Below are 13,343 nucleotides of genomic sequence, written 5' to 3' on the forward strand. Positions count from 1 at the left end.
CGAGCGGCCGCCTTCGCTGCGGCATCCACTCGGTATACTGAAAGTATGACCACGACGATCAAGGTCAGCGACGAGCTCCGCGATCGACTCAAGGCGCAAGCATCCCAAGCGGGCCTCACCCTCGGCGCCCACCTGGCAGAACTCGCGGACCTCGCCGACCGGCGAGATCGCCTCGCCGCGGCGAAGCAGGCGATGGCGTCCTCTCCCGCCGGCGTCGACGAGTACCGGGAAGAGACACGCCGCTGGGAGGCGGCGGAGCTCACCGACGCGCAACATGACTGATCGCGCGCTCACTCCGGGAACGATCGCCTGGGCTGCCCTCGATCCGATCCGCGGGCGCGAACAGGCCGGTCACCGGCCGGTGCTGGTCGTGTCGTCGCTCGGACACCTCGCGGCCGCGACCACGCTGGCCATCGTCCTGCCCGTCACCTCGACGGACCGTGGGTGGCCGAACCACGTCGTCGTGACTGGACCCGCCGGACTCGACCGACCTTCGTGGATCATGACCGAACAGCCCCGCACCCTCAGCCGCGAGCGACTGACCGGCATCGCCGGTCAGGTCAGCGCCGAGTGCCTCGCGTCGGCGCGGACCTGGCTCGGCGACTTCCTCGACCTCTGGCCCACGCATCCGCGGTGAACGCTCGGACGAGCCGGGGCCATCGGTTCGGCGGCGTGAGTATCGGCCCTTCGTCTCGCTGCGCTCGCTCAGGGACCTGGGCGGACGGGCGCTCGCTCAGGGACCTGGGCGCACGGGCGCTCGCTCAGGGACCTGGGTGGACTGGCGCTCGCTCAGGAGCGGGTGATCGCATTATGAAGTTTGTGACTGTAATGTGAACACTGATGAAGAGTCTCACTGAGGACGTCGCCCGGCTGCAGTCGTTGCGCGCGGTGAAGGATCTGCACCGCCGCTACGCCCACCTCGGGCAACTCGGCCGGTGGGCGGATGCCGCCGCCCTGTTCACCTCGGACGCCACGGTGCAGGTCGGCGACCACACGGTCGCCGGGCGTGCCGCGATCGCGGAGTGGCTGCCGACTCAGCCGGGCGCATCGGGCCGGCCCGGCGCGTTCCGCACCGAGCTCGTCGACGAGCCGCTGGCCCACCTCGACGGCGATGGATCGACTGCCCGCGCCCGCTGGTCGTCCCTCTGCTTCAGCGCGGACGGCATCGGGGGCACGGGAATCGACGGCGGCGTCTACGAGAACGAGTACCGGCGCACCCCCGAGGGCTGGCGGATCGCCCGGCAGCACTTCTTCCCCCAGTACAGCGGCACGCACACGGACGGCTGGACCAACATCGACGGCGCCGAGCTGCCGATGGTGCCATACCACTTCACCGTCGACGAGGTCGGCATGCCCCTGCCGCCGTCCACCGCCCCGACCCCCGACCCGGACATCCCCGACGACGAACTCGCATCCACGATCGCCGCGCTCGAGGACGAAGGCTCCGTGCGCAACCTCGTCCATGCTTACGGCTACTACGTCGATCGGCGCATGTGGACGGATGTCGTCGAGCTGTGCACTGCGGACGTGCAGGTCGACCTCGCCCCCGGCGGATCCTTCCGGGGAGCCGACGGCATCCGTGAGGCGATGCTCACCATGGGCCCCGAGGGCCTGGAGACCGGACAGCTCAACGACCGCCCGCTGTTCGACACCCTGGTCCGCATCCTGCCCGGCGGGGTCGCGACCACCCGCAGCATCGAGCTCGGCATGCTGGGCGACGCCACACGCCACGAGGCGGCCTGGGAGGTGCGGATCCTCACCACGCGCTGCCGGAAGCACGACGGGATCTGGCGACTCGACGAGGTGCGGCTGGAACGGGTGATGCACGCCGACTATTTCCGCGGCTGGGCCGATGCCGACCTCCGAACCCCCTCGGCTCCGACGGCCGACGATCCGCTCAGCGCCAGCGCCAGGGCCGCCACCGATACGGCCGTCGCCACCGATCCGGCCGCACCGGCGACGTCCACGGCCGCCACCGATCCGGCCGCACCGGTGACCATCCCGCCCGCGGTGCTGCGGACACAGCTGGATCGCGCCCTGGCCTACGACGGCGTGGAGAACGTCTCATCCGCCTACGGCTACTACATCGACGACTTCCAGTGGACCGAGATGGCGGCGCTGTTCGCCGAGAACGGCAACAAGCAGTCCCCGTTCGCCGGGTACTACTTCGGACGCGACCGCATCACCGCGGCCGCGACATCCTTCTGGGGCTCGCCGCCCGAGACCCGCCCGGGCATCTCGTACCACTGGCGCACCCAGCCCGTCATCTCGATCTCGGCGGACGGGCGCTCCGCGAGCTTCCGGGTGCGGCTCTTCCAGCCGCGCACGCACAAGCTGCCGAGCCGCGCCGGCGACTTCTACGCCGCCGGCTTCCACAGCGGGATGTATCCGAACGACCAGGCCGTCCTCGAGGACGGGCAGTGGCGGCTGTGGAGCCTGACGATCGACGAGCCGTACTTCGTCTCCCTCGACTGGCGCGGCGGATGGGCATCGGTGCCCGCCGCCACCGGAACCGCCCCGAAGCCGAGCCGCCTGATGGAGATCTACCCGCCCGACGTCCCGATGACCGCCCTCGGGCGACGCGCCCGGCACTTCCGCGGAGGCACGGGCGACGTGCGGGAGTGGCCCGAGATCCTGCCGATGTGGTTCCACTACCGCAACCCGGTCAGCGGGCGCACGCCCGAGCACTTCTGGCCGGACGGCGTGCCCACCCGGATCGCGCCGCACACCAGCATGACGGCGCACGGATATCAGCTGCCGCCGGACGGCCCTGCCGCCGCGACGGCGCCGGAGTAGCCCAGCGCGCGCGAGAGACGGGCCGCCGTGCCGCGCAGCTCGGTCGCCTGCGCGGAATCCAGCGCCCCGGGCAGCGTGTGCACGGTGCCCAGGAGCGCGATCGTCGCCGCGACGTCGCCATCGCGGTCGAACACCGGCACCGCGATGCCGCGGGTACCCGACGTGACCGTGTCGCTCACGGCGATCCCGGTCTGCGCGGTGCGGCGGATGCGGTCGCGCACGCGCTGCGCGGTGACCCCGTCGCGGGCCGCCAGCTCGTCCGCCACGGCCCCGCCGTCGGCGCCGTACGCGGCGAACACGGCCGACTGCGCAGCATCCGCCCCCAGCGTCTGCCCCACCCGCACGGAGATGTGCAGGCTGCGGTCGAACGGCTCGGCGGTGCGCACCACGACCGGCTGCCGGTCGCCCCACACCGCGAGGATGGAGGTCTCGCCCGCGGCATCCGACAGCTCGCGCAGGTACGGTCCGGCGATGTCCACCACGTCCGAGTCGGTCAGCGCGAGCGCACCGAGCTGCGCGGCCAGGGGCCCGAGGGCATACCCCTCGTCGACCCGCTCGAGCAGGCCCGCACTGGCCATCGAGGTGAGATAGCGGTAGACCGTCGTGCGGCCGAGGTCGAGCTCGGCGGCCACGTCCTTCAGCCGGACGGCCCGCACCTCGCGAGAGAACATGCCGAGGATCTGCGTGCAGCGCACGACGACGCGGATGTCTCCCTCCGGCCCTCCGGCGCGATCTGACACTGCTGCTCCCACTCTCTTGTCGATGACGTAGACCGAGGTCCGCCGCTCACGCGACCGGCGGAAGGGCGCGCAGCGCAGCGCGGCGCTCCGCCTGCTCATCCGGATCGGGCAGCGGCGAGGACATGAACAGCCGCTTCACGTAGTCGTGCCGCGGCCGCTCGGTGACGTCGACCACCGGACCCTCTTCCACGATCCGCCCCCGCAGGAGCACGATCACGTCGTGGCTGATGTGCCGGATGACACTCAGATCGTGCGACACGAACAGGTAGGCCACACCCGTGCGCTGCTGCAGTTCGATCAGCAGGTCCAGCACGTGCGCCTGCGTCTTCAGATCCAGCCCCGACACCGGCTCGTCGCAGATGATCAGCCGCGGCTCGGTGGCAAGGCTCCGGGCGATCGCGACCCGCTGCCGCTGCCCGCCGGAGAACTCGCTCGGCACCCGGCGCGCCGAATCCGCCGGCAGGTGCACGGCATCGAGCAGCTCGCGCACCCGGGCTCGCGCGTCGCGCGTCGAGCGCCCCTGCGCGATGAGCGGTTCGGCGAGGATGTCCTGGATCTGCATCGCCGGGTTCAGCGACGAGTACGGATCCTGGAAGATCACCTGGATGTCGCGGGCCAGGGGGCGCCGGCGGCGACGGGACAGGCTCGTGATGTCCTGTCCGGCGAACCGGATCGCACCGCCCATCGGCGTCGCCAGACCCAGGATGGCCCGGCCGATCGTCGACTTTCCCGACCCCGACTCGCCGACCAGGCCCAGCGTGCGCCCCTGCGCGACTTCGAAGCTCACGCCGTGCACCACCGGCGTCGCGGCCCGGGCCAGGCCGGTCCGGTATCCGATGGTGAGGTCGTCGACCTCCAGCAGCGCCCCGCTCATGCCACCGTCTCCTTCGCCTGGTCGTCGATGTCGATCCGGGTCGTGGTCTCGCTGAGCATCGCGTCCAGCAGCGACACGGTGTACGGATGCTGCGGGCTGCGCAGCACCGTGCGCACATCGCCGGATTCCACCAGCTCTCCCTGCGACATCACCGCCACCCGGTCGCAGATGTCGGCCACGACCCCGAAGTTGTGCGTGACCATGAGCACCGCCATGCCCGATTCCCGCTGCAGGGTGCGCAGGATCTCCAGCACGTCCGCCTGCACCGTGACATCCAGCGCCGTGGTCGGCTCGTCCGCGATGAGCAGCCGGGGGCTGCACGAGACGGCGCCGGCGATCAGCACCCGCTGGGCCATGCCGCCGGACAGCTGGAAGGGGTAGGACGCGAACACCTTCTCCGGGTCCTGGATGCCGACCCGGGCCAGCAGCTCGAGGGCACGGGTGCGCGCATCGCGCGCGGACATCCCGAGCTTGCGGCGCAGCGGGACGACGAGCTGGCTGCCGACCGTGAACGTCGGGTCGAGGTTGGACATCGGCTCCTGCGGCACGTACGCGATGTCGGTGCCGCGCAGCGCGGTGTAGTGCTTCTCGTCGAGACCGGTCAGCTCGCGCCCGTCCAGCCGGACGGAGCCCGCCGTGATCTCGCCGCCGTGCGGGAGCAGGCCGAGGACGGCCAGCGCGGTCTGGGACTTTCCCGACCCCGACTCGCCCACGAGCCCGAGCACCTCGCCCGCGCGGATGTCGAACGAGATGCCGTGCACGACTTCGACCTCGCCGGTGCGGTAGCCGTAGCCGACGCGCAGATCCGCGACCCGCAGCAGCGCGTCGGGTGCCGTGTCCTCGCCGACCGCCGGCGGGGCGACGATCGTCGCCGTCTTCCGGCGACCGCCGACCGGCTGGGTGCGGTCCTCGAGCGCATCGCGCAGCGCGTTGGAGAACAGCACCAGGGCGACGCTGACCACCGCGATCGCCAGGCTCGGCCAGACGATCAGCATCGGCGCGTCGTACACCCGGCGGAAGCCCTCGTTCAGCATCCCGCCCCACGAGGCGACGGTGACATCGCCGATGCCGAGGAACTCCAGCCCCGCCTGGATCGCGATCGCGATGACAGCGAGCCGCGCACCCTGGATGAGGATCGGGGCGCGCACCACGGCCAGCACGTGCCGGAACAGGATGCGCCCGTCGGACAGCCCGGACACCAGCGCCGCGTCGACGTAGAGCTCGCCGCGCACGGCGAGCACCGAGGCCCGAACGATCCGGAAATAGGCGGGGGCCAGCATGATGCCGAAGATCGCCATCGCGAGCCAGACCGACGGGCCGACCACCGCGCTGACGGCGAGCAGCACGATGATGCCGGGCAGCGCCATGACCAGGTCGTTCACCCAGCCCGAGACCGAGTCGACCCAGCGGCGGTAGTAGCCCGCGGCGATGCCGACCGGCACGCCCAGGACCAGTGCCACCGCGACGGCGAGCGCGGCGCCCAGCAGGTTGACGCGCGCACCCCACACCAGTCGGCTGAGGATGTCGCGGCCCGTCGTGTCGGTGCCGAGCCAGTGGGCCGCGCTCGGCCCCTGCATGGCGTCGGCGAGCTCTCCCGCGTCCGGCGAGGGCAGCGGCAGCAGCGGCGCAAGCGCCGCGACCAGGATGACGATCGCGATCACGATCGCCGAGGTCATGCCGAGGCCGTTGCCCAGCAGCCGGCGCGTGACGCCGGTCGTCGGGAGCGCGACGGTCCCTGTGGTCGCACTCATGCGTTCAGCCTCACCTTCGGGTTCACCCAGGCGATGAGCACATCGACCAGGAGGTTGACCACCACCACGATCACCACGTACGTCATCAGCACCCCGAGGATCACCGGAATGTCCGAGCGCAGCGCCGCCTGCACGGCCAGCGACCCCAGCCCGGGCAGGGCGAAGACCATCTCGATCACGACCGAGGCGCCCAGCAGGCCCACCACCTGCACCGCGAGAGCGGCCAGGCCCGGGGTCGCGGAGTTGCGCAGCACCGTGGTGGTCAGCAGGTAGCCGGTGGGCAGGCCGCGGCTGCGGCGGGTGCGCAGGTAGTCGCTGCGCAGCACGGTGATCGCGGAGGACCGCACGTGCTGCGATACCCCGACCACGCCCGACACCGTCATCGCCGCCACCGGGAGCGCGAGCGAGGCTGCCCAGCCCAGCGGCGACGACAGCAGCGGCACGTACCCCGTGGCCGGGAACCAATGCAGCTGGACGGCGAACACCGTCGCCAGGAACAGGCCGATCACGAACGCCGGCAGGGCGTCGGCCACCGTCACCAGCACCTGCAGCATCCGGTCCACGAATCCGCGGTGCACGGCCGCCGTGATCCCGAGGGCGAACGCGATGAGGGCGGTGAGCACGGTGACCAGGATCACCAGCGACATGGTCACCGGCAGGCGGGTGGCGATGGCATCCGTCACCGACTGCGTCGAGTAGTACGACGTGCCGAAGTCACCGTGCACGACGCCCGCCAGCCAGTTGCCATACCGGACCAGGAGCGGCTGGTCCAGGCCCAGCTCGTGCGCCTTCAGCGCCACCTGCTGGTCGCTGGCCAGTTCTCCCAGCACGTTCCGCGCGATGTTGCCGAGCCCCGGGAGGATGAGCAGCTGGGCGAGGAACGAGATGACGATGATCAGGGTGAGCCCCGACACCGCCCTCTTCAGGAGGAGCGTCTTCACTTCGGCGGCCTCACTTCGCCGGAGCGAATGCCCAGATGGGCGGCTGCACGTAGCCCGGGTAGACCGTCAGGTCGATGCCAGGCGCTGTGAGGTAGAACATCGCGGGCCGATACAGCGGGCCGTACCAGTAGTGCTCCACGAGGTACTTGTTCACCGCCTGTCCGGCCGCGGGACGCTCGGCGTCGGTCGCGTGCTGCAGCGTCGAGATGAGCTTGTCGAGCTCGGGCGTCTCGGAGTGGAACGGGTTGTACTGCGTGTGCGGCGCGACCGAGAGCTGGATGACCGACCAGGTGTCCAGCAGCTCGAGGTTCGAGAAGTACACGAGCCCGTAGTCGCCGGCCATGATCGACTTGACGGCTTCGCCCGGCGCCCACTGGACGTCCTTCGTCTTGACGCCGATCTTGCTCCAGTACTGCGAGATCGCGGTGTAGATCTCGGGGAGGATCGAACCGGTGCGCGGCCACGGAACGGTGAAGCCGTCCGGGTAGCCCGCCTCGGCCAGCAGCTGCTTGGCGCGGGCGGGGTCGTACGGCGAGGCGTCGTCCAGACTCTTGTCGAACGCGTCCATCGTGGGCGAGAAGATCTGATCGGTCGCCTTGCCGTACCCGCCGCGGATCGTCTTGATCATGGCATCCGCGTCGATCGAGATGGTCAGCGCCTCGCGCACCCGCTCGTCCTTCAGCTGCGGCAGCATCTTGCCGTCGCGGTCCAGGAAGAACAGGCCCTCCCAGGTGACCATGTTCTGCTTCATGTCGGCACCGGCGACGGCGTTCTTCGCGTCGAGGGCCGCCGAGGCGGTCGTCGTGTGTGCGTACTGGATCTGCCCCGACTTGAAGGCGTTCAGCCGCGCCGTCTCTTCTGGGAAGACCGCGTAGGTCACCGTCGAGTACGGGTACTTCTGGTCCCAGTAGCCGTCCTTGCGCTGGAAGGTGTACTTCGATCCGGGCACGGAGTGGGCCGTGTCCAGCGTGTAGGGGCCGGTGCCGTCGGGGTCGGCGGCGATCGCCTTGGTGCCGAGGTCCTTCGGGTTGCCCATCAGGCCGGCGGCCTGTGTCAGCGAGAACAGCAAGCCGGGATCGGGCTGGGACAGCGTGAGCTTGACCGTGCTGTCGTCCACGGCGTCGATGCTCGCGACGTTCTGCAGCAGCGGACCGGCCGGGGTCGCGAAGCCCTGGAAGTGCTTCATGTTGGCCTTGACGGCGTCGGCGTTGAACGGGGTGCCGTCCGAGAACTTCACGCCGGTCTGCAGAGTCAGCGTCAGCGTGAGGTTGTCGTCGCTGTACTTGTAGCCGGTCGCAAGCTTGGGGGCGACCTTGCCGTCCTTGTCCAGGATGAACAGCGAGTCGTAGACCGCGAGCGCGTACGGCAGGTATGGGCTCTCGCCGAAGGCGGCGGGATCCCAGCTCGTGGGCTCTGTGAAGGAGTAGAGGTTGAGCGTGCCAGCGTCGCCGTCGGTCGGCGTGCCGCCCGAGGAGCCGCCTGCGGTGCACCCGGAGACGAGCGCGACGCAGACCGCGGCGACGGCAGCGAATCCCACCAAACGTCCTGTCCGAATCATGTGACTTCCTTGTCTTGATGAGAGCGAGGTATTCCGTCAGTTGAACACGTGTTCCACCTGCCGGACATTTCTTGTTGGTCAGACTAAGGCGCCGCGCCGCTGAAATCAAGAACTTTGTTCATATTGTGCCTTGCCCGTCCATATCGCGAACGTATCGGTGGACCTCTCGTCCGTCGATCTCGGGCCCGTCAGGCGGCCGCTGGTACCCGTGCGCGGTCATCCGCGTGTGCGGGGCGACCTCGCACGGAACGCAGTCCGGCCAGAACCGCTCGGGCACGCGGCCGCTGACCGGATTCCGATAGTGGAACCACATGGGCAGGATCTCCGGCCACTCCACCAGCCGACCCGGACCACCGCGGAATCCCTCCTCGCGCGGGGCGATGTCGCGCAGCAGGATCTCGGGCGGATACGCGGTCAGCACCGGACTCGGCCGCGGCGCATCCCCCTCCGGCCGCGGGCTGACGCCGGCCCAGCCCTCGCGCCAGTTCTGCATCGCGACGTAATGCTCGTCGACGGCGAGACTCCACAGTCGCCAGGTGCCGTCCTCGAGGACGGCCTGGTCGTTCGGATACATTCCGGTGTGCAGGCCGCCCATGTAGAAGTCCCGCGGCGTGTCGTCCGGATGGATGGCGGTGCGCGGCTGGAAGAGGCGCGTGCGCAGGTTCGCCGAGCGGCCGTCGTGCGACACGTGGATCACCGGCTGGGTGCGCCAGTGGAAGCTGAGCACCGGCCGGAACGCACGCGTGGTGCCGTAGCAGGCGATGGCGGTGCCCAGGATCGCCTCGGGGCCGATCGCGTAGCCGGCGAACGCGGACTGCTTGTGCCCCTTCGCGGCGAACAGCGCCGCCATGTCGGCCCAGCGGAAGTCGTCGAGAAAGAAGCCATACGCGCCCGACACGTTCTCGACACCGTCGTAGGCCACGCAACGGCGCAGCCGTCGCGCCAGATCAGCGGTGTCGCCGGCATCCGGAGCCGTCTTCCCGGCCGCGCCGGCGGCGATCGGCGGCTGCGACCGCCAATGCGGCTCGATCACCCGGGTGGGGTCCGGTCGTCGAGCCCGGATGCCGCCGCCGGCCCATCCCTCGCGGTGGTCGGCCCGCAGCAGCACATCCAGATCCAGACCGGCGATGCGCCAGAGGCCGCCGGTCCCGGCGACCAGCCGCGCTCGGACGGTGGCGAACTCCCAGCAGGCCGTCCCGGTGCGCACGTCGGCCAGGATCCCGAGCTGGATGCCGCGGGCCCGGGCCGTGCCGTCGTCGGCGATCTCGACGGTCACGTCGAACAGCGGGTGCTCGGCCGCCTCGCCCCATCCGAGGCCCTCCGGCCCGCGTGCTTCGTGTGCGCGCCGGGCGCCTTCGGACCCGTGGAAGACCTCGTCGTCGAACCGGATCGCCGCGTCCACGGTGAACAGGTCGACGACGTCGCCCCACATCCGCCGGTCGAGGTAGTAGCCGTATGCGTGCACGAGGTTGCGGACCGCATCCTCGTCGTTGAGCCGGCCGATGTGCGCGGCCAGTTCCCCCACCGACATGCCGGGATCGGGCGCGTCGCCGACCGGCTTCATGAGCGGGGTCCCCGCGTCGTACGCTCCGAAGTGCGTCGGGATGACCGGCAGCGCAGCGCCATTCACGTTGGCCCACCCGTTCACGTCATCCCCGGCGTATTGCGGATGGAAGGTCATCGACGTGATGAGCCACCGCCCGTCTCGCCGGTCGTATCGGTTCTCGTACAGACCGCCCTCCACGGCGGCCGCGCCGGCGCCGTCCCCGAGGAAGACCAGGGCCGACCAGCGACCGAACACGGTGTCGCCGTGCGGCGACAGATGCACGACCGGGGCATCGATCAGCTCGGTGTACAGCCCGCCGGGCTGCACGGCCCGCCCGGCGCGCCCGGCCAGCCAGTCGCGGATCTCGTCGCGGCCGTTCAGGGTCAGATCGCCCCAGTGCACGCTCGCGTCCGCGGCGAACAGCGCGGCGGCGTCCTCCGCGCGGCCGAGCTGCAGCAGCTGCGCGTACGTGCGCTGCACGTCCTTCGCGCAGCGCAGGGACTCGAGCCGTGCGACGTCCCGGGCGAGGACGCGGATGTCGCCGGATGCAGAGGCGCTCATTTGATCGCCATCGCATTGGCCGGCGAACCGACTCCACCCGGCAGGTTGAGCGGCTTCGCCGTCACCAGGAACTCGTAGACCCCGTCGGTCGCGCAGTCCTGCGCGAGACCGTCGAGCGCCCACATCTCGCCGAGCGCGAAGCCCAGCATGGTCAGCAGATGCCGGTGGATGCCCCCGTTGTGGTCGACGCCACGCTCGGGCGGCTCCTGCCCCTCGAGCCGCAGATCGTTGCCGGGGGTGTACGGGAAGCACTCCACACCCAGATTGTCGACGGCCACCAGCGAGAAGTGATGGTCCCACAGCCACGCGACCACGGCCCGGGTGGTGGCCAGGCCGGGAAGACGCATGTCCGACGTGAAGGCGGCCCGGGCCGCGGCATCCATGTGCGCGCGGCAGTACTCGGCCCACCCGGTGCGCACCAGCAGCAGGTCGCCGTCCTCGAAGCGGACGCCCTGGCGCGCGGCGGTCGCCTCGAGGTCGTCGACGCCGATCTCGTACGCCGTGTCCTGCGCGATCGGCCGGCCCTCCGCCTCGAGGTGACGGGCGACGTCCAGCAGGACGCCGCGACCGACGATCCCCGCTTCGGCATACGTCTGGATGCCGAGAGTGCTGGTCTCGGTGGAGAACTCCTCACGCGCCCGTCCGCCGTAGAACCCGAGCTCGGGGTGCCCGATGTGCCGCAGCGCGTCGATCTGAGTCGTCGCCTGCAGATAGAACGAGTCGAGCCAGTCGTCGAAGTGCCACGGGTTGTTGCTGAACATCGAGTGCTTGGCTTCGGGCCGGGTCCCGGTCGGGAAGGGATCGAACGCCCCGATCGCGTAGTCGAGGTTGAAGGTGCGCCCCGTCCGCACCAGCGCGGCGGCGCGACGCCGGACCTCCGGCGTCAGGAAGTTGAGGGTGCCGATCCCGTCGTCGGCGCCGAACAGCGACCACGAGGTCTCGGGCGGATCCGCCTGCCCGAGCTCACGGAAGGACGGCCAGCGGATCTCGGACTCGGGGTGATAGCTTTCCATGACTGTTCACCATATAATCTGAACGTTCGGTTTGTGAACACCGGGTGGGAAACCGAGGGGAATCATGGATGCGGCAAGCGGACTGCTCGCGGGGAAGGTCGTCCTCGTCGTCGGCGCGAGCACGGGGATCGGGGCGGACGCCGCGCGCGTGTTCGCGCAGGAGGGGGCGGCCGTCATGCTCGGCGCGCGCAGCGACGAACTGCTGGCCGCACAGGTCGACAGCCTCCGCGCCGAGGGATTCCGCGCGGAGGCGCAGCGCTGCGATGTGACCTCCGCCGCCGACGTGCAGAACCTGGTGGATGCCGCGGTCGAGCGCTTCGGACGCCTCGACGGAGCGTTCAACAACGCCGCGATGACCCAGTCGGGTCTGCTGGAGGAGCTCACCGAAGACGAGTTCGACCGCATCATCGCCGTCAATCTCAAGGGGGTCTGGCTGTGCCTGCGCAGCGAGATGGCGCACATGCGCCGCGCCGGCGGCGGGTCGATCGTGAACGTGACGAGCGTGGGCGCGCTGAAGGCGAGCAGCGGGCTGGGCGCCTACCAGGCCAGCAAGCACGGCGTCCTCGGCCTGACCGGCACCGCCGCCCACGACGGGGGGCCGGCCGGGATCCGGGTCAACGCGCTCGCACCCGGGCCCACCGAGACACCGATGCTCGACGCGACCCGCCTTGCGATCCCCGGCGGCGTCGAGGCGCGCGTCGCGGCGACCCCGCTGCGCAAGACGGCGACCACGACCGACGTCGCGCAGGCGGCGGCCTGGCTGCTCAGCGATCGCGCCGGCCACCTGAGCGGCGTGCATCTTCCGGTCGACGGGGGGTACCGGGTATGAGCCGCGCGACCGAGGATCGCGGGCCGATCCAGTCCATCGACCGTGCGGCGAACGTGCTCGCCCTGTTCGACGAAGACACCCGGGTGCTGACCCCGAATCTCGTGTCCGAGCGGCTCGGCCTGAACCGCACCACCGCGCACCGGTATCTGCTCGCCCTGCAGGGCGCCGGGTTCCTCACCGCGGGCTACACCCCGGGACCGCTGCTGGACCAGCTGGCCGGCCTGGTCTCCACGCGGCAGCAGACGCTCACCCTCGCCCCGGCGATCATGCGGCAGCTGTCCGCGCAGACCGACCTGACCGTTGTGCTGTCGTTCCTCGGCCGGTCCGGCGCCGTGGTGACACTCGTCGAGGAGGCCCGCGAGGGCACCATCGTCCTGACCGTGCGGGTGGGCACCATGCTCGAGCTGAAGGCCGCGCAGTCGCGCGCCCTCTTCGCGTTCCAGTCCGACCCGGCCATCGTCTCCCGAGCGCTGGCCGACCTGCCGCCGGCCGAACAGGTCCGCGAGCAGGGCGAACTCGCGCGGGTGCGCAACGAGCGCATCGCGTGGGCCGACCTCGGACGCACCGGTCTCGCCTCGGTCGCCGCCCCGATCTTCCGGGACGACGAAGCCCAGGCGGCGATGGGTCTGCTCGGCACGAGCCCCCAGCTGGGCGGCGAACACGGCGCCCGCCGGGTGGAGCAGCTGAGCGAGGCCGCCGGCTACCTCAGCTCGCTGCTGACCGACTGACTGACG

The 13,343-nt window shown here is 70.6% G+C and carries 12 protein-coding genes; 5 read left to right on the forward strand and 7 right to left on the reverse strand.

The annotated features are described in order from the left end of the window. Positions 1–45: 45 nt before the first annotated feature. The 3 genes from AC0L6F_RS10420 to AC0L6F_RS10430 all read left to right on the forward strand — a co-directional run bounded on the left by AC0L6F_RS10420 (position 46) and on the right by AC0L6F_RS10430 (position 2,796). Positions 46–282: a ribbon-helix-helix protein gene (locus AC0L6F_RS10420; RefSeq protein ID WP_259613102.1), complete on the forward strand. Its 237-nt coding sequence runs from the start codon at positions 46–48 to the stop codon at positions 280–282. After that, complete coding sequence (locus AC0L6F_RS10425) at positions 275–637, forward strand: type II toxin-antitoxin system PemK/MazF family toxin (RefSeq protein WP_473537853.1); 363 nt, start codon at positions 275–277, stop codon at positions 635–637. Before AC0L6F_RS10420 ends, AC0L6F_RS10425 begins: the two co-directional genes overlap by 8 nt. A gap of 203 nt (positions 638–840) precedes the next feature. Further along, entirely contained in the window at positions 841–2,796 is a 1,956-nt protein-coding gene (locus AC0L6F_RS10430; RefSeq protein ID WP_473537854.1) for a nuclear transport factor 2 family protein, read from the forward strand. On the opposite strand, the gene AC0L6F_RS10435 is transcribed toward AC0L6F_RS10430, so the two are convergent. The 7 genes from AC0L6F_RS10435 to AC0L6F_RS10465 all read right to left on the reverse strand — a co-directional run bounded on the left by AC0L6F_RS10435 (position 2,751) and on the right by AC0L6F_RS10465 (position 11,780). Further along, complete coding sequence (locus tag AC0L6F_RS10435) at positions 2,751–3,536, reverse strand: IclR family transcriptional regulator (protein ID WP_473537855.1); 786 nt, start codon at positions 3,534–3,536, stop codon at positions 2,751–2,753. The two genes, AC0L6F_RS10430 and AC0L6F_RS10435, sit on opposite strands and share 46 nt — an antisense overlap. Before the next feature lie 46 nt (positions 3,537–3,582). Next, positions 3,583–4,410, reverse strand: coding sequence for an ATP-binding cassette domain-containing protein (locus AC0L6F_RS10440; RefSeq protein WP_473537856.1), 828 nt, complete (start codon positions 4,408–4,410; stop codon positions 3,583–3,585). Continuing rightward, complete coding sequence (locus AC0L6F_RS10445) at positions 4,407–6,161, reverse strand: dipeptide/oligopeptide/nickel ABC transporter permease/ATP-binding protein (protein ID WP_274636535.1); 1,755 nt, start codon at positions 6,159–6,161, stop codon at positions 4,407–4,409. The genes AC0L6F_RS10440 and AC0L6F_RS10445 overlap by 4 nt, the downstream gene beginning before the upstream one ends. Beyond that, positions 6,158–7,102, reverse strand: coding sequence for an ABC transporter permease (locus AC0L6F_RS10450; RefSeq protein WP_274636536.1), 945 nt, complete (start codon positions 7,100–7,102; stop codon positions 6,158–6,160). The genes AC0L6F_RS10445 and AC0L6F_RS10450 overlap by 4 nt, the downstream gene beginning before the upstream one ends. 10 nt (positions 7,103–7,112) lie before the next feature. Further along, positions 7,113–8,639, reverse strand: a complete 1,527-nt coding sequence (locus AC0L6F_RS10455) for an ABC transporter substrate-binding protein (protein ID WP_473537857.1) — start codon at positions 8,637–8,639, stop codon at positions 7,113–7,115. A gap of 139 nt (positions 8,640–8,778) precedes the next feature. Then, positions 8,779–10,767 (reverse strand): nuclear transport factor 2 family protein, encoded by a 1,989-nt coding sequence (locus tag AC0L6F_RS10460; protein WP_473537858.1) that lies wholly within the window; start codon positions 10,765–10,767, stop codon positions 8,779–8,781. Next, a complete protein-coding gene (locus AC0L6F_RS10465) occupies positions 10,764–11,780 on the reverse strand; it encodes a cyclase family protein (protein WP_259613113.1) in 1,017 nt (338 codons plus the stop codon). Before AC0L6F_RS10465 ends, AC0L6F_RS10460 begins: the two co-directional genes overlap by 4 nt. Positions 11,781–11,844: 64 nt before the next feature. Here AC0L6F_RS10465 and AC0L6F_RS10470 point away from each other — a divergent pair, with 64 nt between their 5' ends. Both AC0L6F_RS10470 and AC0L6F_RS10475 read left to right on the forward strand, forming a co-directional pair. Beyond that, entirely contained in the window at positions 11,845–12,609 is a 765-nt protein-coding gene (locus AC0L6F_RS10470) for an SDR family NAD(P)-dependent oxidoreductase (protein ID WP_473537859.1), read from the forward strand. Continuing rightward, positions 12,606–13,337, forward strand: a complete 732-nt coding sequence (locus tag AC0L6F_RS10475; protein ID WP_473537860.1) for an IclR family transcriptional regulator — start codon at positions 12,606–12,608, stop codon at positions 13,335–13,337. The genes AC0L6F_RS10470 and AC0L6F_RS10475 overlap by 4 nt, the downstream gene beginning before the upstream one ends. Positions 13,338–13,343 lie beyond the last annotated feature (6 nt).

The sequence above is a fragment of the Microbacterium sp. G2-16M genome (assembly GCF_055809115.1).